Below are 23,429 nucleotides of genomic sequence, written 5' to 3'. Positions count from 1 at the left end.
CTCTCCAGTTTAAAATGAAACCGGAAAATCCGATTCTAGTTTGAAACAACTGACTTGTTACATTTTGAAACTCGCAATTGCTGTTTCGTCTACTATTTAGTTTTCAAAGACCAAGCCGCCGTTTGCGACAGACTCAGCACCTTACCTGAACCGTTGCTGCCTGTCAAGATTTTCTTTTCTTAAATCTTTCTCAGGTTTGCAGCGCCAGAGACTTGCGTCCACTGATACTGCCGGCTCAACTATTTGGTTGCAAAGATCGTCGTTACTGCGAAGCTCAACTTTATAGCAAAGGCCGTTTCGGCTGTCAATGCTTTTCTTGTTGGCCGCCGCCGAACAAAAGTGCCGTTCGTCAGCGGAGGGTGGTTATAGCAAATGACTTTGACTGCGTCAACGGGTTTGTTGTTTGTTTTTGTTAACAGTGACCGAAGCAGCGGCAAACGCTGAAGGTTTGGCTCTTTGGTGGACACTGTGGACCCAATGGACCTGGTGGACAAAGGTGGACCGGCGACAGTCACAAAGAAAAAAGGCGATGCATTCGCATCGCCCCCTCTTTATCGGTGTCGGCTTGTGAAACTTTAGGCGAAAGATACTTTGGCAAAACGACGCTTGCCTACCTGGATGATGTACTCGCCGTTGCAGGCAATCTCCAGGTTCTCATCAGAGATCTTCTCGCCGTTGACTTTGACGCCACCGCCCTGGATGGAACGACGGCCTTCGCTGTTGGACTTCACGAGCTGCGCCTCTGCCAGAACCCTGCAAAGCAGAACCTTCTCCCCTTCTGCCTTGAGCGCAAACTCAGGCATCTCATCCGGGGTCTCGTTGTTCTTGAAGCGCTTGACGAAGTTTTCGTCTGCCTGAGTTGCAGCCTCGGCGCCATGGTAACGGGTGACCATCTCCCGGGCCAACTGCTTCTTGGCTTCCATCGGATGCACCGCCCCGCTCTTCAGGTCGGCCTTAAGCTTCTCAAAGTCGGCCATAGTGAGGTCGCTCAGGAGCTCGTAGTAACGAATCATCAGTTCATCGGAGATGGACATCACCTTGCCATAGATCTCGTCAGCGGGCTCGTTGATGCCAATGTAGTTGCCAAGAGACTTGCTCATCTTGTTGACGCCGTCGAGACCTTCGAGGAGCGGGACGGTGACAACGCACTGCGGCGCCTGCCCCCACTCCCTCTGCAGCTCACGCCCGACCAGGAGGTTGAACTTCTGGTCGGTGCCGCCCAACTCGACGTCCGCCTTGAGCGCCACGGAGTCGTAGCCCTGCACCAGCGGGTACATGAACTCGTGGATGCTGATCGGCAACTGGTTGGAGAAGCGGTTGCTGAAGTCTTCGCGCTCGAGCATACGCGCAACGGTGTACTTGGAGGCAAGACCGATCATGTCAGATGCGGTCATTTTCCCGAGCCACTCCGAGTTGAAAACAACCTTGGTGAGCTTCGGATCGAGAACCTTGAAGACCTGCTCTTTATAGGTCTCGGCATTCTTGAGGACGTCTTCGCGGGTGAGAACCTTGCGGGTCTCGGACTTGCCGGTGGGGTCGCCGATCATGCCGGTGAAGTCGCCGATGAGAAAGTACACCTCGTGGCCGAGCTTCTGGAATTGACGCATCTTGTGCAGCAGCACGGTGTGCCCCAGATGCAGGTCCGGCGCGGTCGGATCGAAACCGGCCTTGATCTTGAGCGGTACGCCGGTCTTGGCGGATTTCTCGAGCTTCTCAACCAGCTCTTTCTCCACCAGGATTTCTACGGCGCCCCTCTTGATGATTTCCATCTGCTCTGCAACAGTCATCACTTTCCCTCCAGATTGTATTTCACAAAACAACCCTCACCCTGTCCCTCTCCCAGAGGGCGAGGGGACGCGTTGATCACGTGTCCGGAGAGGGCACCTGCGACCTAGCCGCAGGCGATATTGATTCTTTCGATGTTCAGCGCGAGCCCTGTCTTTTCGTCCACCTCGATAGCAACCGCATTGATGCGGATATCCTTTTTCGCCACCTCGAACTTCGAGGGGCGCTGGGTGACGAACTTCAGGATCGCTTCTTCCTTTTTGACGCCGATGACGGAATCGAAAGATCCGGTCATGCCGGCATCGGTCATGTAGGCGGTGCCGGCGGTCAGGATGCGCTCGTCCGCGGTCTGCACGTGGGTGTGGGTTCCAATGACCGCGGCGACCCTCCCGTCTAGGTACCACCCCAGGGAGACCTTTTCGCTGGTGGCTTCGGCATGGAAGTCGACGAAGACGATCGGAGTCTCTTCCTTGAGCTTGGCGATCTCTTTGTCGGCGCAACGGAAAGGGCAGTCCAGGTTGTTCATGAAAACACGCCCTTCCAGGTTCAGGATGCCGACCTTGACCCCGCCTGGGGTCTTGACGATGGTCGTCCCCTTCCCGGGAGTTCCTTCGGGATAGTTGGCCGGACGCACAATGCGGTCCTCGCGCTTGATGTACTCCAGCGCATCCTTCTTATCCCAGATGTGGTTGCCGGAAGTGATCATCTGGACGCCGCACTTGAACAGGTCTTGCGCGGTCTCCTCGGTGAGCCCGAAGCCGCCGGCGGCGTTCTCGCCGTTGGCAATGACGAGGTCGACCATGTGCCGGTCAACGATTCGGTGCAGCTCACGGGAGAGCGCTTCGCGACCGGGCTTGCCGATCACATCTCCTATGAAGAGAAGCTTAACGGGCATATTCGGTTGCCCTGGTTTCCCTGATCACGTTGACCTTGATCTGACCAGGGTAGGTCATTTCGGTCTCGATCTTCTTGGCGATATCCTTGGCGAGGACCAGGGCGCGGTCATCGGTTACCTGGTCGCTGGAAACCATGACGCGGATCTCGCGGCCGGCCTGAATGGCGAAGGAGGTCACGACACCGTCGAAGGAGGTGGCGATCCTCTCCAGATCGTCCAGACGCTTCACATAGGTCTCCATCATTTCGCGCCTTGCACCGGGGCGGGCACCGGAAAGGGCGTCCGCGGCCTGGACCAGAACGGCGAGGACGGTGGCCGGCTTTTCATCCTCGTGGTGCGCCATGATGGCGTGGACGATCTTGGGCGACTCGCCGTACTTCTTGGCGATGTCCGCGCCGATGACCGCATGGGAGCCCTCGATCTCGTGGTCGACGGCTTTGCCGAGGTCGTGCAGCAGACCCGCACGTTTCGCCTGTTTCACATTGATGCCGAGTTCGGCAGCCATAATCCCGCAAAGGAAGGCGACTTCCAGCGAGTGCTGGTAAACGTTTTGGCTGTAGGAGGTGCGGTACTTCAGGCGCCCGATGAGCTTCAGGATCTCCGGATGGATGCCGTGCACACCGAGGTCGAAAGCCGCCTGCTCGCCGGCTTCCTTCATGGCCTGCTCGATCTCTTCCTGGGATTTCGCCACGACTTCCTCGATGCGGCCGGGGTGGATCCTGCCGTCGGCGATGAGCTTCTGCAGCGACAGCTTCGCCACTTCCCTGCGGACCGGGTTGAAGCCGGAAAGGATGACCGCTTCCGGGGTGTCATCGATGATCAGGTCGATGCCGGTAGCTGCTTCGAGAGCCCTGATGTTGCGCCCCTCGCGGCCGATGATGCGTCCCTTCATCTCGTCGGAAGGGAGGGTCACGACGGAGACGCTGCGCTCGGCGACATACTCGCCCGCGTAGCGCTGCATCGCAAGGGCCAGTACTTCCTTGGCCTTCTTGTCCGCGGTCTCCCTGGCCTCTTCCTCCATCGCCTTGATCAGCTTGGCGACGTCGAGCTTTGCCTCATCCTCCATCGAGTCCATCAGGAACTTCTTGGCCTCGGCGGCGGTCATGCCGGCGATCTGCTCGAGCTTCGCCTTCTGCTCGCCCACCAGGGCATCCAGCTTCTCTTCCTTCTGGGTGAGCCCCTGCTCCTTGTTGGACAGAGACTGCTCGCGCTGCGCAAGCCCCTGCTCCCTCTTCAGGAAGTCGGCATCACGCTGGTCGAACAGGTTGGTCTTCTTGTCGAGGTTTTCTTCTTTCTGCTGCAGCCTCTTTTCCAGGGCCTGCAGGTCGCGACGCTTCTCGCGGCTTTCTTGTTCAAATTGCCTTTCCAGCTCTTCCTTTGCCTGGTACACCACATCCTTGGCCTGAACGGCAGCCTCCATGGCCACGACCTCGGCCTGGCGCTTGGCATCCTCGATCATCTTAGCGGCCAGCGTCTCGGCATTGGTCACCAGGGAATCCGAGAGTTTCTTGCGCAGGACGTTGCCTATCACGTAGCCGATGGCGGCCGCGACAAGCACTAGCAAAATGGCAATAGTTATGTCGATTTTCACTGTTGCTCCCCCTCACATATATGTTTATTAACGCGAACCACCCGACTCTCGGTGACGATCAAGTCCATCGTCACGTCGTGCGGCTCGCCGGCTATCTCCTGAAGCAGTTGGAAGTCGTAGCAAAACGCCACCAGCTTCCCGCTTCCTTCCAGACGGTGCAAAGACCGGTCATAGTACCCTTTGCCGTAACCTATGCGGCGCCCGCACAGGTCAAAAGCAACTCCGGGCACCACGATGAGGTCCGCTTCCGCCGGATCGCATCCCTCGCCTTCAGGCTCCGGGATGCCGTACCTGCCGGGGGCGAGCTCGGCGAGAGCGGCCACCTGGCAGAACTTCAAATCATTGCCCACCACTGCCGGATAGAGCAGTCGCTTGCCGGAGGCCAGGGCCGCCACAGCGACCGCGTCCGTATCCACTTCGTGATGGATCGGCGCATACAGCACCAGCGATCTCGCTGCCTGATACTCGGGCAGTTGGAGAAAACGCTGTTGCAGGGCCAAGCTCAGCGACGCCACCTGAGGCTTGGAGAGCTCGCGGCGTCGGGCAAGGGTCGCGGCTCTATGGGCACGCTTGGGCATAACGCTTTAGTTCCGTGTTGGTTCAGAAGGTGGACGGCAGGGGCCGCCCGTCGAGACAGGTGCTCTGGTGGGGGAGTGCTGCTGGGTGTGACGGGTGTTGCGTTGACAGGTTTTGATAGAGTGGGCCGCGTTCAAATGAAGCGCCAAATTTGAACTTTATGTAAATGCAGCCATTAACCTCTGGACATGCTGCTTAACGTCTTTAGGCTACTATCAGCAAACGCGAAGGAAACAACTCTCCACGCAGGTTCTGGCAAAGCTTTGCAACCGTACAACCAATCAGCTATATGTTGAATCTCCCGCAAGAGACCTGAAACTCTAAAACTGTTGCCGGTCCAGCCGTTCAATGAGCCCCGCTACCCGCTCACTGCAGGTGCGCTGCTCTTCTGCCAATTGCTTCCGGGCGTCCAGGCTGGCTTCAGCCAAATTCATCAACGCCAGGATCACTACCAGTTGGGTGTCGCCACCACTGACCTTGGCTTCCGCCTCCGCCAGCTTTTCGTTGACCAGAGCCTCGACCTGAGCCACGTGCTCAGGTGTCGCAACACTCTTCACCTGGAGCTCGCGCCCCAGGACCCTGATGCTGTGCGTGGCGATCAAGCGGTCAGACCCCTTCCAACTTTTTCAGTATTGCATCTATGCGGGCCTTGAAACCGACCCGTTCTTCATGAAGCCGGGAATTCTCTTTTTTCAGCCGATCGTTCTCGAGTTTCAACTCGCTCACGACATTAATTAGAGAATTTAGCCGTCCTTCTAGTTCATTAAACAGCTCATCACTCATTATTGCACCTTTTGCGGCAAAATCATATGCGATAAGTACCCAAAAGTCAAGGCTATCATTGGAAAAGGGCGTCTACAAACTGGACCGGATCGAAGGCCCGAAGGTCCTCTACCGACTCCCCCACGCCAATGAATCTAACGGGCAGAGCGTATTCATGACAAACGGCAACGACAATGCCTCCCTTGGCGCTGCCGTCGAGTTTGGTCAGCACCACGCCGGTAACGTCGGCGGCTTCCTTGAACAGCTTTGCCTGGGAGAGCGCGTTCTGCCCGGTTGCAGCGTCCAAAACCAGCAGCGTTTCGTGCGGGCCGTCCGGAATTTCGCGGGTCAGCACGCGGCGGATCTTCTTCATCTCCTCCATCAGGTTGACCTTCGTGTGCATGCGGCCGGCGGTGTCGATGATGAGGACATCGGTGCCGCGCGCGATAGCAGCCTTGCAGGCATCGAAGACCACCGCGGAAGGATCGGCCCCTTCCTTGTGACGCACGATGTCGGTACCCACGCGCTTGGCCCAGGTCTCAAGCTGCTCAGCTGCGGCGGCGCGGAACGTATCGGCAGCAGCTAAGAGTACCTTCTTCCCTTCGCCGGTGTAGCGTGCGGCGAGCTTGCCGATAGTGGTGGTTTTGCCCACCCCGTTCACGCCGATCACCATGATGACAAACGGTTTCTTGTCGGTGACTACCAGCGGCGCATGATGCTCCAGGAGGCGCAGTTGGATCTCTTCCTTCAGTGCCCTCTTCAACGCTGCGCCGTCCTGCAACTCGTCGCGCTTGAGGCGCTGCTCCAAGGTGCGGATCAGGTCGACGGTGGTCTTTACGCCCAGGTCGGCGGTGATCAGGATCTCTTCGAGTTCCTCGAGGGTATCGGTGTCGATCTGCTTCTTGCCCAGCAACAGGGTGTCCACGCGGCCGATGATGGTCTCGTGGGTCTTGCTCAGGCTGCGCTTGAGGCGATCGAAGAAGCTGGGTTTGGCCTGTTCAACGGGTTCGGATACCGGGGCCGGCGCCGGGGCGGTGGGCTCAGTCCAGACTTGGCGCGGGGACGGGGCGGAAGGTTCGGGGGCAGGGGCGGGGGTGGCCACAGGCTGTGTAGACTGCGCCTGTGTGGGAGGCGCGGCAACGGGCGGTTGCTCAGGGGCTGAGGGCTCCTGTTGCGCCTGCTGCTCCAACTCTTGGTCCGCGGTGGTCTCGCCAAACTCCTCGGCGCCCACGATGCCAAGCTTTTTGAAAAGACCTTTGAAAAAACCTTTGTTTTCCTCGGCCATTAATAAATCTCCTTATGCAAAAGCTGCGCGGTGTCCCGGAACTTCTTCAGGGCCAGCAGCGGCAGTGCTTTGCGGTCCATGGTCATAACGAGGGCATAGTCCTCGCCTATGGCACCCACGATGACGTACTGTTCGTCCGTGCTGATAACTGTTTCCTGCACGGCACCGGTGGTGAACTTCTCGTGCAATCCCTTGAGTTGGGTGAGCAGGATCCCCCAGTGCGCAGCAGTTACCTTCATCTCGAAAGGGTCGCCATGGGTGAACTGTTCGACCGCCTCCCCTTCCCAGTCAGCCAGGATGGCGCCATTGCCACCGGGCACGGATTCAACCAGTGTAGTCAACAGTCTCTTGAAGGGCACGTCAAGCTCCTACGGTGAAAATATAACGGAATGAGGGGTGGCGGCAGTATAACCCGCACACTCATCCAGCTCAGCATTGCAAGTGACGGCAAGGGCCCTCACCCCCGACCCTCTCCCGGAGGGCGAGGGGAGAAATTCTCCTAGCGGTTCAGGCGCACCGACACCAGTTTGGAAACGCCGGGCTCTTCCATGGTGACGCCGTACAGGGTATCGGCGACGGCCATGGTGGCACGGTTGTGGGTGATGATGATGAACTGGGAATTGGCACTCATCTCACGCACCATGTCGTTGAACCGGCCGATGTTGGCGTCGTCGAGCGGCGCGTCGACTTCGTCCAGCAGACAGAACGGCGATGGCTTGATCAGGAAGATGGAGAAGATGAGCGCCACGGCAGTCAGCGCTTTCTCGCCACCGGATAGAAGCGAGACATTCTGCAGCTTCTTACCCGGGGGCTGCACCACGATCTCGAGACCGGTGTTAAGGAGATCCTCTTCGTCGGTCAGGCGCAGCTCTGCATGACCGCCGCAGAACAGGCGCGGGAAGATCTGCTGGAACTTCTCGTTCACCATCTGGAAGGTCTCCAGGAAGCGCTTCCTGGTGGTGCGGTTGATGCGCTGGATCGCCTTCTGCAGGGCGTTCATGGACTCCTCGAGATCGTCCTTCTGACTGGAAAGGAAGGAAAAGCGCTCCTCCATTTCCTTGAACTCCTCGATGGCCATGAGGTTCACTTCGCCCATCTCGTTGATGGTCTTCTGCAATTCCGCCTGGCGCTTGGTGCTTTCGACCTCGTCCCACTCCACCTTGGAGTAGTTGAGCAACGCATCGGCGATTTCCATGCGGTGCTTTTCCTTGAGGGTTTCCTCCAGGTGGGCGAGCCGCATGCTCACCTCGGTGAGGCGAAGGCTTTTCGCGTTCAGTTGCTCCCTCACGGCGACGGCATCGGCACGCATGCCCTTGAGCAGCGCCTCTTCTTCCTGTACCTTGGCGGCTTCAGTCTCGTAGCGATCCTTAACCTGCAGCAGGGCCTGCTCGCTCGCCAACTGCTGCTTGACCACCGCACGCAGCGCCTCTTCACCTTCCGCAATGGCAGCCAGGAGGCGGGTACGCTCGTCGCCCGAACCTTCTAATTCAGTGGTGCGCGAGGCAATGCGGTTGGCGAGGTCGGTGCAGAGCCCTTCGACGCGGCGCAGCGCCCGCTCGGTAGACTCCCCTTTTTCCCTCAGCGCGGCGACGCGTACCTTCATGGAGGTGACCATCTCGCGGGCCTCTTCCATCTCGAAGCGGGATCCCTCAAGGCGCCCCTGCAGTGCTTCGACGGTCTTTTCCAGGGCAGCCTTGCGCTCCTCGGCCTGGGCCCTTTTGGCATCGGCCTGGGCCATCTCACCGGAGACCAGCGCCTGTTCCTCGGTCAACTGTTCTTCCTCAGCCTCGCGGACGGCACCGTTGTCCTCGATGCGGCGACACTCGGACAGCGCGGTCTGCAGGTCCTTGTCCGCATTCACGATCCGGATATCGAGTCGATGCAGGGTCTGGCGCAACTCGACGCGGTGGGCCTCCGCCTCGACGATCTCCCCTTTCCTCTTCTCGCGCTTGTCGGCCAGTTCCTGTACCTCGGCTTCGAGGCGTTCGACCTCGGCACCCAGCGCCTTGATCTCCCGTTTCTTATGGATGATCCCCTGCTGGGCGGGCTCGGCCGAACCACCGTTGACGATACCGCCGCCGTGGGCCAGGTCGCCGTCAAGGGTAACGAAGGTGGAGGCAGGAAAGGACGCGGCCAGGTCCAGTGCATGGTTCAAGTCGCGGGCGAGGTAGGCACCGGCAAGAAGGGGTTCCACCAAGTGGGCGTGCTGCTTGGGTACAGTGACCCGCTCCCAAAGCGGCGCGGCACCCGGCGGCGTTTCCTTGGCCGGTTGGCGCCAGGGGGGCGCAGTTACGAAACTGCAGCGGCCGCCGGCGCTTCCCTTGAGGTGGGCAACGGCATCCAGCGCGGTGGCGGACGATTCGCACAGGAGGTACTGCAAGCGGTCACCGAGCACCGCTTCCAGGGCAACCTCGAACTCCTCCTCGACCTCGAGCGCATCAGCGATCATGGTGAGGGAGGCATTTTTGAAAGGCTCGGCGAGGAGCAGGTTACGCACGCCCTGGCCGTACCCGGCGAACTGAGCCTCCAGCTCCTGGAGCGACTTCAGGCGGGAAGCAGCAGCCGAAAGCTGGTCGCGGCTCTGCTGAAGCAGCCTATCCCCCGCCTCCTGCGCGTGTTTGAGTTCGGCTTCGCGGCTCCCAGCCATGGTCAGCTCTTCGTCCGCCTGCGCCTTGTCCCGGGCAAGTTGCTCGCGCTCCTGCTTGAGGGCATCGACCTTGGCGTTAGCCTCAAAGAGCCGCTCGCCCAGAAGGACGCGCTCTCTCTGGCTGGCCTGAAGACGGTCGGCGAGGCCTGCCAGCCGTTTCTGCGCGGCGGCGTGCTGGTTGGCGGCCTGCGCCCCTTCGGATAGGGCGGCGAACATGGCGCGCCGGGTCTCGTCCAACTCCCGGGTAACGCCCGCCTCGCCGGCAGCCATCTCTTCCAGCAGTGACTCACGGTACTCGAGCGACTCGCTCTCACGGGTTAGGTCCTCTTGGAGCGAGACGCGCTGTGCCTGCAGGGCCCCGATCTCTTTCTCGGAGTTGGCCAATTGGTCGCGCAGCCCTTGGAGTTCCTCCTGGAAACGGGCACCGTGGCGTTCCAGGTTGACCAGTTCCTTACGCTGGAACTCGAGGCGGTTTTCGCCCCCCTGCAGTTCGCTCTTCCAGCGGAAGATCTCTTCCTGCGCTGCCGTGAGCTGGCGTTCGGTCTCCAACAGGGCGAGCCGTTTCTCCTCGACGGAGAGTTCGGCATCATTGAGCTTCGCCGTCACGTCCACGAGCTTCGACTCGAGTTCAGTGATCTCGCGCTCCAGCCCGTTGCGGTCCTTTTCTACCCCGGCATACCCCTTGGCAGCGAAGAGGAGTTCGATCTCCTTGAGTTCCTGCCTGACCTCGCGAAAACGCTCCGCCTTCTTGGCTTGGCGCTGCAAGCCGTTCATCTGGCGCTTGATCTCGGAGATGATGTCGCCGATGCGCAACAGGTTCTGGCGGGTCGCCTCCATCTTCTTCATGGCGACGACCTTGCGCGCCTTGAACTTGGTAACCCCGGCGGCCTCTTCGATCAGGAAACGGCGTTCCTCGGGCTTGGCGTGCAGGATCATGCCGATCTTGCCCTGCTCGATGATCGAGTACGCCTTGGCGCCGATGCCGGTGTCCATGAACAACTCGGCGATGTCGAGCAGACGGCAAGGGGTTTTGTTCAGAAGGTAGTCGCTCTCGCCGTCACGGTAGAGGCGGCGGGTGACCTGGATCTCGGAGAAGTTGAGGTATTTCGCGGGAACGCGGCCGTCCTCGGTGGAGAAGAAGAGGGAAACTTCGGCCATACCGAGCGGTTTGCGGAACTCGGTGCCGTTGAAGATGATGTCTTCCATCGACTTGCCGCGCAGGTTCTTGGCGGACTGCTCCCCCATGACCCAGCGGATGGCGTCGACCACATTGGACTTACCGCAACCGTTGGGACCAACCACGCCGGTGATGGGCTGGTTGAAGTCCAGAACGGCCTTATCTTGAAAGGATTTGAATCCGTGAATTTCGAGTCTTTTGATTTTCATGAGCAGCGCATCTTATCAGAGAGGGGGTTTTAATGTAAAGGGGAAAGGCGGGAGGGGCGGGGGACTTAGGTTCCGGGGAGTGGCCTCCCCCACTCTATTCTTCGATCGGCGGTGGTAGGGTTTGGCCAGTGCAAATCCCCCCTGTCCCCCCCTTTAACAAGGGGGGGAACGCCCGGCCTCGTGCAGCGCTTTTGGGGGGACGTAAACCTGACTCCAACGCAAAAAAAAGGGACACGGTTTCCCGTGTCCCTTTGTTACTCTTTGCAACCGGAAGCAATTACGCCTCGGTTTTCTCCTCAGTGGCCTCAGCTGCCGGTGCTTCTGCTACCGGGGCTTCTTCCACAACCGCAGCTTCTTCAGCAGCCGGAGCGGCCTCGACTGCCGGAGCAGCCTTCGGAGCTTTGGCGGCTTTGGGAGCCTTGACAGCCGGCTTAGCTGCTTTCTTCGGAGTCATTTCAGCTTCAACCAGCTCGATCACGGACACCGGAGCGGTGTCGCCCGGACGAATGCCGAGCTTGATGATCCTGGTGTAGCCGCCGGGACGCTCTGCGTAACGCGGTGCGATCTCGGTGAAAAGCTTGGTCACGACTTTCTTGTCGCGGATGTAGGCCGCTGCCTGCCTGGTGGCGTGAAGGTCGCCCTTCTTGCCCAGGGTGATCATCTTCTCGGCGATGGAGCGAAGCTCTTTTGCCTTGGCATCGGTCGTGGTGATCTTTTCGTGCTGGAGAAAGGAAGTCACCATGTTCCTGAACATAGCGATCCTATGGCTTGTGGTCCTACCTAATCTTCTACCCGCGCTGTTGTGACGCATATCTTTTCACTTCCTTTCGATCTATAAATGAAGTCGTATGGACTATTCTTCTTTCTGCTCGCCGCGCAGACGCCTCATGATCTCGGGATCCGGGAAGTTCTCCAGTTTCATGCCGAGGGTGAGGCCCATGTCGACCAGGATGTCCTTGATTTCGTTCAGCGATTTCCTGCCGAAGTTCTGGGTCTTCAGCATTTCTGCCTCGGTCCTGGAGACCAGCTCGCCGATCAGCTTGATGCCGGCGTTCTTGAGGCAGTTGGCGGAGCGAACCGAGAGCTCCAGCTCGTCGACCGAGCGGTAGAGGTTCTCGTTGAAGCGCTCGCGCTCTTCTTCCGGCTCCGCCTCCTCCTGGGGCTCCACGTCCTCATCGAAGTTGATGAAGATGGAGAGCTGGTCCTTGAGGATCTTGGAAGCGTAGGCAACCGCGTCCTGCGGTTTCACGCTGCCGTCGGTCCAGACTTCGATAGTAAGCTTGTCGTAGTCGGTGATCTGACCTACACGAGCGTTGGTGACGGTGAAGTTCACCTTGTGAATCGGGGAGAAGATCGCGTCGATCGGGATGGTCCCGACCGGTGCCTTCTCGTCACGGTTGCGGTCAGCCGGGACGTAACCCTTGCCGACTTTCACCATGAGGTCCATCTCCAGGTTGGCGTCCTTGGAGCAGGTTGCGATGTGATGTTCCGGGTTCAGGATCTCGACGTTGTTGTCGGTGATGATATCCTTCGCCTTGACCACCCCTTCACCCTTCTGCACGATCCGGATCATCCGGGACTCGTTGCCGTGCACCTTGAGGCGCACCCCTTTCAGGTTGAGGATGATATCCGTCATGTCCTCGGTAACGCCCGGGACAGCGGAGAATTCGTGCAGCACGCCCTTGGCCTTTACGGAGACGATGGCCGCCCCCTGCAGGCTGGAGATGAGGACCCTACGCAGCCCCGTTCCCAGGGTGGTACCGAACCCCCTTTCGAAAGGCTCGGCGTAGAACTTGCCGTATGTATTAGTCAGCGATTCTGTCTCAACCTGAAGCTTCTTCGGCCTGATCAGATCGCGCCAATTTCTATACATTTAGATCCCCCTGTATCGGTTGTTGGTCAGCCTTTACTTGGAGTAGAGCTCGACGATCAACTGCTCCTGAATCGGCATGGTGATGTCTTCGCGCACCGGGCTGGTCTTGACGGTGCCTTTGAAGGCGTCCTTGTCCAGCTCGAGCCACTGCGGGATACCGCGGCGAACCACGGCCTCGAGGGACTCGGTGATGACAGCGATCTTGCGGCTCTTCTCACGCAGCTGGATCACATCGCCCGCCTTCACCTGGATGGAGGGGATGTTAGCCTTACGCCCGTTGAGGGTGAAGTGGCTGTGACGTACCAGCTGACGTGCCTCGTCGCGCGAAGCGGCGAAACCGAGACGGTAGACGACGTTGTCGAGCCTTCTCTCCAGGAGGAAGAGGAGGTTTTCGCCGGTCACACCTTTCATCCGGTCTGCGGTCTCGAAGTACCCGCGGAACTGGTTCTCGAGGATGCCGTAGATACGACGTACCTTCTGTTTTTCGCGCAGCTGAACACCGTAATCAGAAACTTTTATGCGACCCTGCCCGTGCTGTCCCGGCGGATAGCTCCTTCTCTTGATGGCGCATTTGTCGGTGTAGCAACGCTCGCCTTTAAGAAAAAGTTCCGATCCTTCGCGCCTGCACAGCCTGCATGAGGGCCCTGTATACCTAGCCAATGAAGACCTCCTATGATCCTAACTGATAGTTCCGTAACGCCAGGTCCGTCGATACGGTCCTAGACTCTTCTTCTCTTCGGGGGACGGCAGCCGTTGTGCGGAATCGGCGTTACGTCGCGGATGAAGCTGACGGCGAAGCCGGCAGCCTGCAGTGCGCGCAGCGCGGACTCGCGGCCGGAGCCGGGGCCCTTCACGTACACTTCGATGGTGCGCATGCCATGCTCCTGGGCCTTCTTGGCGGCATCCTCGGCAGCCATCTGCGCTGCGAACGGGGTGCTCTTCCTGGAGCCCTTGAAGCCCTTGGCACCGGAGGTGCACCAGGCAACCACGTTACCGACCGGGTCGGTGATGGTGATCATGGTATTGTTGAACGTAGCCTGGATGTGCGCCACGCCAGTGGGAATATTCTTTCTCTCTTTTTTCTTCTTAACGACCTTCTTAGCCGGGCTCGCCATTATCCCTCCAGAATCTTATTTCTTCTTGCCAGCGACCGTACGAGCCGGCCCTTTCCTGGTGCGTGCATTGGTCTTGGTACGCTGCCCGCGGCAGGGAAGACCTTTCCTGTGACGAAGACCACGGTAGCAGCCGAGATCCATGAGGCGCTTGATGCTCATGGAGATGTCGCGGCGCAGGTCGCCTTCGACCTTCACGTTCTTATCGATATACTCCCTGATCTTCGAGACTTCCGCCTCGGTCAGGTTGTCGCAACGGGTGTTCATGTCCACGCCGGTTGCCGTAAGAATTTCCTGGGAGAGAGACCTGCCGATGCCGTAGATGTAGGTCAGTGCGATCTCTATTCTCTTATTCCTGGGTAAATCTACCCCTGCGATACGTGCCAATGCCAGCTCCTCCTATTAGCCCTGTCTCTGTGAATGCTTGGGGGTCTCGCAGATGACGCGGACTATGCCCTTGCGCTTGACAATCTTGCACTTTACACAGATCTTCTTAACCGATGCCCGAACCTTCATAGTTCACTTCCTTTTGAAGACGTTTTGCCAATCTAGATTTTCGTAAGTATCAGCGGACCGTTGTCCGTTATTGCTACCGTGTGCTCGAAGTGCGCCGAGAGTCCGCCGTCGACGGTAACCGCCGTCCAGCCGTCCTCCAGCACCTTCACGTCGTAACCCTTCTCGTTGATCATCGGCTCGATGGCGAGCACCATGCCGCTTTTCAACTTGGGTCCCTTGCCCGGCGCGCCGAAGTTGGGGATCTGGGGCCCCTCGTGCAACTCCTTGCCGATGCCGTGTCCCACGAAGTCGCGCACTACCGAGAAACCGCGCGCCTCGACGTGAGACTGGACCGCGTGGGCGATGTCCGACAGCCTGTGCGCAGTGTCGGCAACCTCGATGGCGCGGTAGAGCGACTCTTCGGTGGCCTTGATCAGCCTGGCTGCTGCATCGGAGACCTTGCCAACCGGAACCGTGATGGCGGAGTCACCGTAGAACCCGTTGTGCAGTACTCCGAAGTCGAGGCTGACGATATCCCCTTCGACCAGGGCGCGCTGCGTGGCGAAGCCGTGTACCACCTGCTCGTTCACCGAACAACAAAGCGAAAAGGGGAAGCCGCTGTAACCCTTGAAGGCTGGCTTCGCCTTCCTCTTCAGCGTTTCCCTCTCGGCATATGCGTCCAACTGTGCCAGGGTTACCCCCGGGGCCACCATCTCTCTCAGGCCGACAAGTATCTCGGCGACCATCCTGCCGGCGGCCGCCATCTTCTCGATCTCGGCCCGGGATTTGAGTACTATCACCGTGCGCCCTGCAGTACAGAGACGATCTCGGCCTGGATCCCTTCCACACTCCCGAGCCCGTTGACCGAACGGAGCAGCCCGGCGGTCTGGTAGTAGGAGATCAGCGGCGAGGTCTGAGCCTCATACACCGCCAGACGATTCAGAATGGTCTCTTCCTTGTCGTCCTCGCGCTGAAACAGCTCGCCGCCGCAGGCGTCGCAGATGCCTGCCACCTTGGACGGAGCGAAGTCGACGTGGTAGCCGGCGCCACACTTGGAGCAGGCACGCCTGCCGGTGAGACGCTTCAGGAGCTCGGCCTTGTCGACGGAAAGGGAGACCACGTGGTCAATCTTCTTGCCAATGCCGGTTAGCACCTGGGAGAGCGCGTCGGCCTGGGGGACGGTGCGCGGGAAACCATCCAGGATGAAACCCTTCTGGCAGTCCGGCTGCGCCAGACGCTCTTCCACGATGCCTATGACGACCTCGTCGGGAACCAGTGCGCCGGAGTCCATGAACCCCTTGGCCTTGATCCCCATCGGGGTGAGCTCTTTAACGGCAGCCCGCAGTATATCGCCTGTCGATATCTGCGGGATACCAAACCTGTCTATGAGGAGTTTCGCCTGGGTCCCCTTGCCTACGCCCGGGGGTCCAAGGAGGATGAGGTTCATCGGGGCCTCCTATTTTCTACCCTGAATGCGAACGCCTTTCATGAACCCTTCGTAGCTGCGCGTAATCAGGTGCGCCTCGATCTGGGCCAGGGTGTCCATGCCGACACCGACCGCGATCAGCAACGACGTGCCGCCGAAGTAGAAGGGAAGGTTGAACTTCCCGATCAGGATCGAGGGGAGCACACAGACCGCGGAGATGTAAATCGCACCCGCGAAGGTCAGCTTGGTGAGCACCGCGTCGAGGAAGTCGGAGGTCTCTTTGCCGGGACGGATCCCGGGCACGTAACCACCCTGCTTCTTCACGTTGTCGGCGACGTCAACCGGGTTGAAAGTCACAGCCGTGTAGAAATAGCAAAAAAAGACGATAAAGGCAACAAATAAAATCTCGTAGAGCAACTTTCCGGGAGCCAGCTGTTTAGATGCCGCCTGCACCCAGGGGATGTCGATGAAGTTGCCGACCGTGGCCGGGAACATGATGATCGACGAGGCGAAGATCGGCGGGATGACCCCGGCCATGTTCACCTTGAGGGGCAGGTGCGAGCTCTGCGCACCGACCGTCTTCAGCCCCACTACCCTTTTCGCGTAGTGGATCGGAATCCTGCGCTGGCCGCGCTCCATGAAGACCACGGCGGCGATGACCAGGAACATCACGGCGATTACCAGCAGCAGCACGAACAGGGAGAGTTCGCCGGTCTTGATGAGACGGAAGCTGTTGCCGATCGCGTTCGGGATGCGGGCCACGATGCCGGCGAAGATGATCAGGGAGATGCCGTTGCCGATCCCCTTCTCGGACATCTGCTCACCCAGCCACATGATGAAGGCGGTACCCGCGGTCAGCGTGATCACCGTCATCAGGCGGAAGCTCCAGCCCGGGTTCGGCACAACCAGCTCGCCGGCCGGTCCGCGCATCGCCTCGAGGCCGATGGAGATGCCGAAGGACTGCACCACCGACAGCACCACGGTGCCGTAGCGGGTGTACTGGATGATCTTCTTCCTGCCGGCGTCACCCTCCTTGGAGAGTTTCTCGATGGCCGGAACCACCACGGTCAGCAGTTGGAAGATGATGGAGGAGGAGATGTACGGCATGATGCCGAGGGCGAAGACGGTAAGCTTCTCGAGAGCCCCGCCAGAAAACATGTCGAACATACCGAGCAGCGTGCCCTGGGCAGCCTTGAAGAACTGCGAGAGGGCCTGGGCGTCGATACCCGGAGTAGGGATGTGACACCCTACCCGGTAGACGGCCAGCATGGCCAGCGAAAAGAGAACCTTCTTTTTAAGCTCGGGGATCTTGAAAATGTTCTGGAAGGCTTCTATCAAGACTAGATCTCCTCGATGGAACCACCTGCCGCAGTGACTTTTTCGCGAGCGGAGGCGCTGAATTTGTGAGCCTTGATGGTCAGAGCGCGGGTCAGTTCGCCGGTGCCGAGCACCTTGATGCCGTCGCGTACGCCGGAGATCAGGCCGCTCTTCAGGAGCGCCTCTGCGTCCACGACGGAGCCGGCTTCGAAGATCTCGAGCTGGCACAGGTTCACCAGTGCGTACTCCTTCTTGGAGAGCGGGGTGAAGCCACGCTTGGGAAGCCTTCTGTGCATCGGCATCTGGCCGCCCTCGAAGCCGGGCTTCACGGAACCGCCGGAGCGTGCCTTCTGGCCCTTGTGACCCTTGGTAGCGGTCTTGCCATGGCCGGAGCCGGTGCCCCTACCGATGCGCTTTCTATTCTTGGTCGACCCGATGGCCGGTTTGATGGTATTCAATTGCATGATTGTCACCTTTAGGGGGAATTACTCTTCGACGCGTACCAGGTGGGCGACCTTGGCGATCATCCCACGGACTTCCGGGGTATCCTTCAGGACCACGGTCTTCTCACGCTTGGTGAGCCCCATGCCGAGCAGGCGCCCCTTCATTTTCTCGCATTGACCGATGGAGCTCTTGACGAGCGTAACCTTCAGTTCAGACATATTCAGCTCCTTAAGTACTATTCGGTGATGCCGCGGCGCGCCATCAGCTCTTCCGCAGTCTTCAGCTGGGAAAGACCGGCGAATGCGGCCTTGACCACGTTGTGCGGGTTGTTGGAGCCCAGGCACTTGGCAAGGATGTTGTGCAGGCCGGCGGACTCGAAGACCGCGCGGGCAGCACCGCCGGCGATGACGCCGGTACCTGCGGAGGCCGGCATCATGAGCACCTTGCCTGCGCCGAAGTGGCCGAGGATCTCGAACGGGATGGTCTGGCCGGCAACGATGGGAACCCTGATCAGGTTCTTCTTGGCCTGCTCGACGCCCTTGCGGATCGCCTCGGGGACCTCGTTGGCCTTGCCCAGGCCGTAACCTACCACGCCGTTACCGTCGCCAACCACCACGAGTGCGGAGAAGGAGAACCTGCGACCGCCCTTGACAACCTTAGCTACGCGGCTGATATGGACGACCCTATCGGTAAGATTCATTTCACTGGCATTGATCTTAAGCAAACTAATTCCTCCTTACCTGCCCTAGAAGGACAGACCGTTTTCGCGTGCGGCTTCAGCCAGAGCTTTGATCCTACCGTGGTAGAGGAAACCGTTACGGTCGAAGACGACCGCTTTGATGTCCTTTTCCAGGGCCTTCTTGGCGATGGCGGCGCCAACCTTGGCGGCTGCCTCGATGTTGCCGGTGTACGAAAGCCCTTCGGCTACCTCGCCCACCAGGGTGGAGGCGGAGGCGAGCGTCGCACCAGTGGTATCGTCGATCAGCTGAGCGTATATGTGACGAGCACTCTTGAAGACGTTCAGTCTCGGGCGTGCCGGCGAACCGGTAATTTTCTTCCTGACCCTGGTCTGTCTCTTAAGACGAGCTACCTGTTTTTGGGCTAAAGAACTCAAGGCACTTCTCCTTAGCAATTGCTATTTTTTGCCGGTTTTGCCGGCTTTTCTGAGAATGGTTTCGTCAGCGTACTTGATACCCTTGCCCTTGTAGGGCTCCGGACCACGGAAATCGCGGATCTTGGCGGCGGTCTGCCCCACCAGCTCCTTGTCGATCCCCAGCACCTTCAGCTTGGTCATCTTGTCGACTTCGACGGTGATCCCGGCCGGGAGCTCGAAGTTGATCGGGTGGGAGTAACCCAGGGCCAGGTTCAGCACGTTGCCCTTCACCTCGGCACGGTAACCGACGCCGTTGATCTCGAGCGCGGTTTCGAAGCCCTTGGAGACGCCGATGACCATGTTGTTGATCAGGGTCCTGGTCAGGCCGTGGGCCGAGCGGGACTTGATGGTGTCGTCCTTGCGGGTCACGGTGACCGCGTCGCCGGCCACGTCGATGGTGACGGCGTCGCCCACGAGAGTGCGGGCGAGTTTCCCTTTCGGGCCCTCTACCTTGATCTCCGGTGCGCTGTATATGACTTTCACCCCCGCAGGGATCGCGATGGGAAGTTTTCCTATTCTAGACATGCAAAGCTCCTTAAAGCGAAAATGACTACCAGACCGTGCAAAGGACTTCGCCGCCGATGCCCAGCTCGCGCGCGGTCTTGTCGGTTACCAGCCCCTTGGAAGTCGAGAGGATGGCGACGCCCAGTCCGTTTTTCACCTGCTTGATCTTGTCGGAGTGGACATAGACCCGGCCGCCCGGCTTGCTGATCCTCTTGATCTCGTTGATGACCGGTTCCTTCTCATCGATGAACTTGAGGTATACCCGCAGAATCCCCTGCTTGCTGTCGGCGATGACCTTGAAGTTCTTGATGAACCCTTCGGCGCGCAGCACCGTGGCGAGGCTCACCTTCAGGTTCGACGAAGGGATGTCAACTTTCTGGTGTTTTGCCATACCAGCGTTCCTGATTCTGGTCAGCATGTCGGCAACTGGATCTGTCATGCACATATGAAACTACTCCTCTTTCCTAAATCGGAATCTTTTTACCAACTGGACTTTATTACACCGGGGATCTGGCCGGAGTTAGAGAACTTCCTCAGGCAGATCCTGCACATATCGAATTTCCGGTAGTATGCTCTGGGACGACCGCAGACAGCGCAACGATTGCGCTCGCGCACTTTGTACTTGGCCCTCTGAGCTTTTATGATCATAGATGTCTTAGCCACGGAATTCCTCCAAACCCTTTATTAGTTCCTGAACGGCAGGCCCATGAGCTTGAGAAGCGCCTTGCCCTCAGCGTCGGTCTTTGCCGTGGTCACGATCGTGATGTTGAGTCCCTTGATCTTGTCGACCTTATCGTAGTCGATCTCGGGGAAGATCAGCTGCTCCTTGATGCCCAGGGAGTAGTTACCCTTGCCGTCGAAGCCCTTGCCGTTGATCCCCTTGAAGTCACGCACGCGCGGCAGCGAAACGCTGATCAGGCGGTCGAGGAACTCGTACATCTTTTCGCGACGAAGCGTGACGGAGCAGCCGATCGGCATGCCCTGGCGCAGCTTGAAGCCCGCGATGGACTTCTTGGCCTTGGTGATCACCGGCTTCTGGCCGGCGATCGCGCCCAGTTCCTCGGCGGCGGAATCCAGGATCTTGACGTTCTGGATCGCCTCGCCAAGACCCATGTTCAGCACGATTTTCACGAGTTTGGGGACTTCCATGATGTTGTTGTAGTTATGGTCCTTCATCAGTTGCGGGACCATCTCTTTATTGTAAAGCTCAGCCAGCCGTGCCATTGAATCCTCCAAAACTATTTGTCAAAGGACTCGCCGCATTTGACACAGCAGCGCGCCTTCTTTCCGTCTTCCAGAACGGTGGTCCTGGTCCTTACCGGCTTGTTGCACTTCCCGCAGAGCAGCATCACGTTGGAGATGTGCACCGGTGCCTCCTTCTCCAGGATGCCCCCCTGCTCGGAACCGCGGGGCTTCACGTGGCGCTTCACCACGTTGATCCCCTCGACGATAACGCCGTCCTTCTTCGGATGGATGGAGAGCACCTTGCCGCTCTTGGAACGATCCTTACCCGTGGTGATAACGACGGTATCGTTTTTCTTTACATGTAATTTTTTGCCCAGCATCTCTATTCTCCAGGATCTAGTCTTAAAGTACCTCGGGGGCGAGGGATATGATCTTCATGAACTTCTTGGCGCGAAGTTCCCTGGCGACCGGTCCGAAGATACGAGTGCCGACCGGCTCCTTGGCGTTGTTGATGACCACGCCGGAGTTGGTGTCGAAACGGATGTAGGAGCCGTCAGGGCGCCCTACAGCCTTGGCGGTACGCACCACGACAGCCTTCACCACGTCGCCCTTCTTCACCTTCGAATTGGGGAGAGCTTCCTTGACGGAAGCGACGATGATGTCGCCAATCCCGGCGTAACGGCGCTTGGAGCCGCCGAGCACTTTAATGCAAAAGAGCTTCTTCGCGCCGGAGTTGTCCGCCACGTCCAATATGGTCTGCATCTGAATCATTGTTTAACTCCCGGCGAGCCCTTAAGCCTTGGACTCGATAATCTGTCTGATCTTCCAGCGCTTGTCCTTGGAAAGCGGACGGGTTTCCACGATAAGAACACGGTCGCCGATCTTGGCGGAGTTATCGATATCGTGCGCCTTGTACTTGGCGGAGCGCTTGATGTATTTGTTGTAGACGGGGTGCTTCACCAGGCGGTCGACCTTTACCACTGCGGTCTTGTCCATCTTGTCCGAGACGACCACGCCGATCTGAGTTTTCCTGTTGCCTCTTTCGCTCATATCTATCTCTTAGCCTCTCTTTTCGCGGAGTATGGTCTTCACGCGGGCGATGTCTTTTCTGAGATTGGCCACCTTGGCGGTGTTCTCGAGACGCCCGGTGTGAAGCTGAAACTTCACGTTGAAGAGTTCCTTGGTAAGCTCGGCGCTCTTGGTCTCAAGCTCTGCTGCCGTCGCGTTTTTCAGTTCGTTAGCCTTCATTGATTTCCGCCCTCGTGATGTACTTGGTGGCTACGGGGAGCTTGTGCGCCGCAAGCCTGAATGCCTCGCGCGCCACTTCCTCGGTGACCCCTTCCATTTCATACAGGACGCGGCCAGGCTTGATGACGCAGACCCACGAGTCCGGGGAGCCTTTCCCCTTACCCATACGAGTCTCGGCGGGTTTCGCGGTGAGCGGCTTGTCGGGGAAGATGCGGATCCAGATCTTGCCGCCCCTCTTGATATAACGGGTCATGGCGATACGAGCAGCTTCGATCTGGCGGGAATCCAGCCAGCCGCACTCGGTAGCCTGCAGACCGAAGTCACCGAAAGCGAGCGATACGCCGCGCTCCGGGGTGCCGGTCATGCGCCCTTTCATCTGTTTTCTATGCTTAACTTTCTTGGGCATTAACATCGCAAAAAACTCCTGTTCCTATTTTTTAGCGGAGAGCACTTCACCCTTGAAGAGGAGCACTTTTACGCCGATGATACCGTAGGTGGTCTTCGCCTCGGCGAAACCGTAGTCGATGTCAGCGCGCAGCGTGTGCAGCGGCACCCGACCTTCGCGATACCATTCGGTCCTCGACATCTCTGCCCCACCCAGACGACCGGAGCAGGTGATCCTGATCCCCTTGGCGCCGAACTTCAGCGTCGAGGTGACGCTCTTCTTCATGGCGCGGCGGAAAGCGATACGGCGCTCGAGCTGCATGGCCACGTTCTCGGCTACCAGCTGTGCGTCCAGCTCCGGCTTCCTGACTTCCTGTATGTTAAGGTAGACCTCTTTGTCGGTGAGCTTGGCCAGCTCCTTCTTAAGAGTCTCAACCTCGGAGCCCTTCTTGCCGATGATCAGGCCCGGACGAGCGGTGAAGATGTTGATCTTCGCCTTGCCCGCAGCGCGCTCGATCTCGATCTTGGAGACGCCGGAATGATACAGCCTTTTCTTAAGGAAATTGCGCAGCTTCAGGTCTTCGTGAAGAAGCTTTGCATAATCTTTCTCTGCGTACCATTTGGAATCCCAGGTTTTGATAACCCCGAGCCTGAAACCTATAGGATTTACTTTCTGACCCAAAACATCACCTCCGACCCGTTCTTATTTCTTTTCCGCAAGGACCACGGTAATGTGGCTCGTCGGTTTTCTGATCTTGCTAGCCCGGCCCATGGCGCGGGGGGTGAAGCGCTTAAGCACTGCGCCGCCGTCGACGAAAATCGTCTTGACGAAGAGCTTGTCCACATCGGAGCAGCCCTTCTGCTCGGCGTTGGCAACGGCCGAGGAGAGCAGCTTCGAGATAAGCTTCGCCGACGGTTGCGGCGAGAAACGCAGGGTGTTAAGCGCAGTCTGAATGCCCTTGCCCCTGACGAGGTCCACGACCAGGCGTGTTTTCCTCGGGGAGAGGCGGACAGAGGATAATTTAGCGGATGATTCCATTACAAAACTCCTTTAGGACCTTACTTCTTCTTGAGCTTGCTCTTCTTGTCAGCAGCGTGGCCGTAGAAGGTTCTGGTAGGTGAGAACTCGCCCATCTTGTGGCCGACCATGTTCTCAGTGACGAACACAGGGATGAACTTCTTGCCGTTGTGCACCGCGAAGGTGAGCCCGATGAAATCCGGGGTGATGGTCGAGCGACGCGACCAGGTCTTGATCACCTTCTTGCTGCCGGCCTGTTCTGCCTGGGCTTTCGCTTCCAGATGTGCGTCAACGAAAGGCCCCTTCTTTATAGATCTTGCCATCTTTTAAAATCCTCTATCCA

The 23,429-nt window shown here is 58.7% G+C and carries 34 protein-coding genes; all 34 read right to left on the bottom strand.

Annotated features, from left to right (window positions below):
- Positions 1 to 575: 575 nt before the first annotated feature.
- The 34 genes from tyrS to rpsS all read right to left on the bottom strand — a co-directional run bounded on the left by tyrS (position 576) and on the right by rpsS (position 23,409).
- Entirely contained in the window at positions 576 to 1,787 is a 1,212-nt protein-coding gene (tyrS, locus tag JFN91_RS17605) for a tyrosine--tRNA ligase (protein ID WP_199390468.1), read from the bottom strand.
- A gap of 104 nt (positions 1,788 to 1,891) precedes the next feature.
- Positions 1,892 to 2,680, bottom strand: a complete 789-nt coding sequence (locus JFN91_RS17600; RefSeq protein ID WP_199390467.1) for a TIGR00282 family metallophosphoesterase — start codon at positions 2,678 to 2,680, stop codon at positions 1,892 to 1,894.
- The gene (rny, locus tag JFN91_RS17595) at positions 2,670 to 4,265 is read right to left on the bottom strand and encodes a ribonuclease Y (RefSeq protein ID WP_407932184.1); all 1,596 of its coding nucleotides are present in this window, start codon (positions 4,263 to 4,265) and stop codon (positions 2,670 to 2,672) included. Before rny ends, JFN91_RS17600 begins: the two co-directional genes overlap by 11 nt.
- Positions 4,266 to 4,267: 2 nt before the next feature.
- Positions 4,268 to 4,849, bottom strand: coding sequence for a 5-formyltetrahydrofolate cyclo-ligase (locus JFN91_RS17590; protein ID WP_199390465.1), 582 nt, complete (start codon positions 4,847 to 4,849; stop codon positions 4,268 to 4,270).
- Between the two features lie 318 nt (positions 4,850 to 5,167).
- A complete protein-coding gene (locus JFN91_RS17585) occupies positions 5,168 to 5,449 on the bottom strand; it encodes a cell division protein ZapA (protein WP_199390464.1) in 282 nt (93 codons plus the stop codon).
- A 4-nt stretch (positions 5,450 to 5,453) separates the two neighbouring features.
- A complete protein-coding gene (zapB, locus tag JFN91_RS17580; RefSeq protein WP_199390463.1) occupies positions 5,454 to 5,630 on the bottom strand; it encodes a cell division protein ZapB in 177 nt (58 codons plus the stop codon).
- Positions 5,631 to 5,685: 55 nt separating this feature from the next.
- Positions 5,686 to 6,894, bottom strand: coding sequence for a signal recognition particle-docking protein FtsY (ftsY, locus tag JFN91_RS17575; protein WP_199390462.1), 1,209 nt, complete (start codon positions 6,892 to 6,894; stop codon positions 5,686 to 5,688).
- Entirely contained in the window at positions 6,894 to 7,253 is a 360-nt protein-coding gene (locus tag JFN91_RS17570) for a roadblock/LC7 domain-containing protein (protein WP_199390461.1), read from the bottom strand. Before JFN91_RS17570 ends, ftsY begins: the two co-directional genes overlap by 1 nt.
- A 140-nt stretch (positions 7,254 to 7,393) precedes the next feature.
- The gene (smc, locus tag JFN91_RS17565; protein ID WP_199390460.1) at positions 7,394 to 10,927 is read right to left on the bottom strand and encodes a chromosome segregation protein SMC; all 3,534 of its coding nucleotides are present in this window, start codon (positions 10,925 to 10,927) and stop codon (positions 7,394 to 7,396) included.
- 277 nt (positions 10,928 to 11,204) lie between these two features.
- Entirely contained in the window at positions 11,205 to 11,738 is a 534-nt protein-coding gene (gene rplQ, locus JFN91_RS17560; protein WP_199390459.1) for a 50S ribosomal protein L17, read from the bottom strand.
- Between the two features lie 42 nt (positions 11,739 to 11,780).
- Positions 11,781 to 12,800: a DNA-directed RNA polymerase subunit alpha gene (locus JFN91_RS17555; protein WP_129128519.1), complete on the bottom strand. Its 1,020-nt coding sequence runs from the start codon at positions 12,798 to 12,800 to the stop codon at positions 11,781 to 11,783.
- 33 nt (positions 12,801 to 12,833) lie between these two features.
- Positions 12,834 to 13,460, bottom strand: a complete 627-nt coding sequence (gene rpsD / locus JFN91_RS17550) for a 30S ribosomal protein S4 (protein WP_183351005.1) — start codon at positions 13,458 to 13,460, stop codon at positions 12,834 to 12,836.
- A gap of 59 nt (positions 13,461 to 13,519) precedes the next feature.
- Positions 13,520 to 13,915, bottom strand: coding sequence for a 30S ribosomal protein S11 (rpsK, locus tag JFN91_RS17545; RefSeq protein WP_183351003.1), 396 nt, complete (start codon positions 13,913 to 13,915; stop codon positions 13,520 to 13,522).
- 15 nt (positions 13,916 to 13,930) lie between these two features.
- A complete protein-coding gene (gene rpsM, locus JFN91_RS17540; protein WP_183351001.1) occupies positions 13,931 to 14,299 on the bottom strand; it encodes a 30S ribosomal protein S13 in 369 nt (122 codons plus the stop codon).
- 15 nt (positions 14,300 to 14,314) lie between these two features.
- Positions 14,315 to 14,428, bottom strand: coding sequence for a 50S ribosomal protein L36 (gene rpmJ, locus JFN91_RS17535; RefSeq protein ID WP_012529389.1), 114 nt, complete (start codon positions 14,426 to 14,428; stop codon positions 14,315 to 14,317).
- A gap of 32 nt (positions 14,429 to 14,460) precedes the next feature.
- Positions 14,461 to 15,207, bottom strand: coding sequence for a type I methionyl aminopeptidase (map, locus tag JFN91_RS17530; RefSeq protein WP_199390458.1), 747 nt, complete (start codon positions 15,205 to 15,207; stop codon positions 14,461 to 14,463).
- Positions 15,204 to 15,854, bottom strand: a complete 651-nt coding sequence (locus JFN91_RS17525) for an adenylate kinase (RefSeq protein ID WP_199390457.1) — start codon at positions 15,852 to 15,854, stop codon at positions 15,204 to 15,206. Before JFN91_RS17525 ends, map begins: the two co-directional genes overlap by 4 nt.
- Positions 15,855 to 15,863: 9 nt before the next feature.
- On the bottom strand, positions 15,864 to 17,171 hold the full coding sequence (gene secY / locus JFN91_RS17520) for a preprotein translocase subunit SecY (protein ID WP_199390456.1): 1,308 nt from the start codon (positions 17,169 to 17,171) through the stop codon (positions 15,864 to 15,866).
- Between the two features lie 2 nt (positions 17,172 to 17,173).
- Entirely contained in the window at positions 17,174 to 17,614 is a 441-nt protein-coding gene (gene rplO / locus JFN91_RS17515; protein ID WP_199390455.1) for a 50S ribosomal protein L15, read from the bottom strand.
- A gap of 21 nt (positions 17,615 to 17,635) precedes the next feature.
- On the bottom strand, positions 17,636 to 17,812 hold the full coding sequence (gene rpmD, locus JFN91_RS17510; protein ID WP_199390454.1) for a 50S ribosomal protein L30: 177 nt from the start codon (positions 17,810 to 17,812) through the stop codon (positions 17,636 to 17,638).
- A 17-nt stretch (positions 17,813 to 17,829) separates the two neighbouring features.
- On the bottom strand, positions 17,830 to 18,318 hold the full coding sequence (gene rpsE / locus JFN91_RS17505) for a 30S ribosomal protein S5 (protein ID WP_183350990.1): 489 nt from the start codon (positions 18,316 to 18,318) through the stop codon (positions 17,830 to 17,832).
- Between the two features lie 21 nt (positions 18,319 to 18,339).
- Entirely contained in the window at positions 18,340 to 18,708 is a 369-nt protein-coding gene (gene rplR, locus JFN91_RS17500) for a 50S ribosomal protein L18 (RefSeq protein ID WP_183350988.1), read from the bottom strand.
- A gap of 21 nt (positions 18,709 to 18,729) precedes the next feature.
- Complete coding sequence (gene rplF, locus JFN91_RS17495; protein WP_199390453.1) at positions 18,730 to 19,272, bottom strand: 50S ribosomal protein L6; 543 nt, start codon at positions 19,270 to 19,272, stop codon at positions 18,730 to 18,732.
- Between the two features lie 25 nt (positions 19,273 to 19,297).
- Positions 19,298 to 19,696: a 30S ribosomal protein S8 gene (rpsH, locus tag JFN91_RS17490; protein ID WP_183350984.1), complete on the bottom strand. Its 399-nt coding sequence runs from the start codon at positions 19,694 to 19,696 to the stop codon at positions 19,298 to 19,300.
- Between the two features lie 35 nt (positions 19,697 to 19,731).
- The gene (locus JFN91_RS17485; RefSeq protein WP_183350982.1) at positions 19,732 to 19,914 is read right to left on the bottom strand and encodes a type Z 30S ribosomal protein S14; all 183 of its coding nucleotides are present in this window, start codon (positions 19,912 to 19,914) and stop codon (positions 19,732 to 19,734) included.
- Between the two features lie 21 nt (positions 19,915 to 19,935).
- The gene (gene rplE, locus JFN91_RS17480) at positions 19,936 to 20,475 is read right to left on the bottom strand and encodes a 50S ribosomal protein L5 (RefSeq protein WP_183350980.1); all 540 of its coding nucleotides are present in this window, start codon (positions 20,473 to 20,475) and stop codon (positions 19,936 to 19,938) included.
- 14 nt (positions 20,476 to 20,489) lie between these two features.
- Entirely contained in the window at positions 20,490 to 20,816 is a 327-nt protein-coding gene (gene rplX / locus JFN91_RS17475; protein ID WP_183350978.1) for a 50S ribosomal protein L24, read from the bottom strand.
- Positions 20,817 to 20,838: 22 nt separating this feature from the next.
- Positions 20,839 to 21,207, bottom strand: coding sequence for a 50S ribosomal protein L14 (gene rplN / locus JFN91_RS17470; RefSeq protein WP_129128535.1), 369 nt, complete (start codon positions 21,205 to 21,207; stop codon positions 20,839 to 20,841).
- 21 nt (positions 21,208 to 21,228) lie between these two features.
- On the bottom strand, positions 21,229 to 21,486 hold the full coding sequence (rpsQ, locus tag JFN91_RS17465; RefSeq protein WP_183350975.1) for a 30S ribosomal protein S17: 258 nt from the start codon (positions 21,484 to 21,486) through the stop codon (positions 21,229 to 21,231).
- Positions 21,487 to 21,495: 9 nt separating this feature from the next.
- Entirely contained in the window at positions 21,496 to 21,684 is a 189-nt protein-coding gene (rpmC, locus tag JFN91_RS17460; protein WP_183350973.1) for a 50S ribosomal protein L29, read from the bottom strand.
- Complete coding sequence (rplP, locus tag JFN91_RS17455) at positions 21,674 to 22,096, bottom strand: 50S ribosomal protein L16 (RefSeq protein ID WP_183350971.1); 423 nt, start codon at positions 22,094 to 22,096, stop codon at positions 21,674 to 21,676. Before rplP ends, rpmC begins: the two co-directional genes overlap by 11 nt.
- A gap of 18 nt (positions 22,097 to 22,114) precedes the next feature.
- Positions 22,115 to 22,750: a 30S ribosomal protein S3 gene (gene rpsC / locus JFN91_RS17450; protein WP_012529372.1), complete on the bottom strand. Its 636-nt coding sequence runs from the start codon at positions 22,748 to 22,750 to the stop codon at positions 22,115 to 22,117.
- Positions 22,751 to 22,771: 21 nt separating this feature from the next.
- The gene (gene rplV, locus JFN91_RS17445) at positions 22,772 to 23,107 is read right to left on the bottom strand and encodes a 50S ribosomal protein L22 (RefSeq protein ID WP_012529371.1); all 336 of its coding nucleotides are present in this window, start codon (positions 23,105 to 23,107) and stop codon (positions 22,772 to 22,774) included.
- 20 nt (positions 23,108 to 23,127) lie between these two features.
- Positions 23,128 to 23,409 (bottom strand): 30S ribosomal protein S19, encoded by a 282-nt coding sequence (gene rpsS, locus JFN91_RS17440; RefSeq protein WP_129128539.1) that lies wholly within the window; start codon positions 23,407 to 23,409, stop codon positions 23,128 to 23,130.
- Between the last annotated feature and the right edge of the window lie 20 nt (positions 23,410 to 23,429).

This window comes from Geomonas anaerohicana (assembly GCF_016458305.1).
Classification (GTDB): Bacteria; Desulfobacterota; Desulfuromonadia; order Geobacterales; family Geobacteraceae; genus Geomonas; species Geomonas anaerohicana.
The sequence above is the reverse complement of the archived record's forward strand: the minus strand, read 5'-3'. Positions and strand labels throughout refer to the sequence as shown.

Excerpts from the sequence above, each read along its gene's own strand:
- rplF (WP_199390453.1), bottom strand. The coding sequence starts at position 19,272 with ATGTCTAGAATAGGAAAACTTCCCATCGCGATCCCTGCGGGGGTGAAA.
- JFN91_RS17600 (WP_199390467.1), bottom strand. The coding sequence starts at position 2,680 with ATGCCCGTTAAGCTTCTCTTCATAGGAGATGTGATCGGCAAGCCCGGT.
- rplP (WP_183350971.1), bottom strand. The coding sequence starts at position 22,096 with ATGTTAATGCCCAAGAAAGTTAAGCATAGAAAACAGATGAAAGGGCGC.
- rpsK (WP_183351003.1), bottom strand. The coding sequence starts at position 13,915 with ATGGCGAGCCCGGCTAAGAAGGTCGTTAAGAAGAAAAAAGAGAGAAAG.
- JFN91_RS17590 (WP_199390465.1), bottom strand. The coding sequence starts at position 4,849 with ATGCCCAAGCGTGCCCATAGAGCCGCGACCCTTGCCCGACGCCGCGAG.
- rpmJ (WP_012529389.1), bottom strand. The coding sequence starts at position 14,428 with ATGAAGGTTCGGGCATCGGTTAAGAAGATCTGTGTAAAGTGCAAGATT.
- tyrS (WP_199390468.1), bottom strand. The coding sequence starts at position 1,787 with ATGACTGTTGCAGAGCAGATGGAAATCATCAAGAGGGGCGCCGTAGAA.
- smc (WP_199390460.1), bottom strand. The coding sequence starts at position 10,927 with ATGAAAATCAAAAGACTCGAAATTCACGGATTCAAATCCTTTCAAGAT.
- JFN91_RS17525 (WP_199390457.1), bottom strand. The coding sequence starts at position 15,854 with ATGAACCTCATCCTCCTTGGACCCCCGGGCGTAGGCAAGGGGACCCAG.
- rpsS (WP_129128539.1), bottom strand. The coding sequence starts at position 23,409 with ATGGCAAGATCTATAAAGAAGGGGCCTTTCGTTGACGCACATCTGGAA.
- JFN91_RS17555 (WP_129128519.1), bottom strand. The coding sequence starts at position 12,800 with ATGTATAGAAATTGGCGCGATCTGATCAGGCCGAAGAAGCTTCAGGTT.
- rpsQ (WP_183350975.1), bottom strand. The coding sequence starts at position 21,486 with ATGAGCGAAAGAGGCAACAGGAAAACTCAGATCGGCGTGGTCGTCTCG.
- rpmC (WP_183350973.1), bottom strand. The coding sequence starts at position 21,684 with ATGAAGGCTAACGAACTGAAAAACGCGACGGCAGCAGAGCTTGAGACC.
- ftsY (WP_199390462.1), bottom strand. The coding sequence starts at position 6,894 with ATGGCCGAGGAAAACAAAGGTTTTTTCAAAGGTCTTTTCAAAAAGCTT.
- rplO (WP_199390455.1), bottom strand. The coding sequence starts at position 17,614 with ATGCAATTGAATACCATCAAACCGGCCATCGGGTCGACCAAGAATAGA.
- rplN (WP_129128535.1), bottom strand. The coding sequence starts at position 21,207 with ATGATTCAGATGCAGACCATATTGGACGTGGCGGACAACTCCGGCGCG.
- rplE (WP_183350980.1), bottom strand. The coding sequence starts at position 20,475 with ATGGCACGGCTGGCTGAGCTTTACAATAAAGAGATGGTCCCGCAACTG.
- rplX (WP_183350978.1), bottom strand. The coding sequence starts at position 20,816 with ATGCTGGGCAAAAAATTACATGTAAAGAAAAACGATACCGTCGTTATC.
- zapB (WP_199390463.1), bottom strand. The coding sequence starts at position 5,630 with ATGAGTGATGAGCTGTTTAATGAACTAGAAGGACGGCTAAATTCTCTA.
- rpmD (WP_199390454.1), bottom strand. The coding sequence starts at position 17,812 with ATGTCTGAACTGAAGGTTACGCTCGTCAAGAGCTCCATCGGTCAATGC.
- rpsH (WP_183350984.1), bottom strand. The coding sequence starts at position 19,696 with ATGTGCATGACAGATCCAGTTGCCGACATGCTGACCAGAATCAGGAAC.
- rplV (WP_012529371.1), bottom strand. The coding sequence starts at position 23,107 with ATGGAATCATCCGCTAAATTATCCTCTGTCCGCCTCTCCCCGAGGAAA.
- rplQ (WP_199390459.1), bottom strand. The coding sequence starts at position 11,738 with ATGCGTCACAACAGCGCGGGTAGAAGATTAGGTAGGACCACAAGCCAT.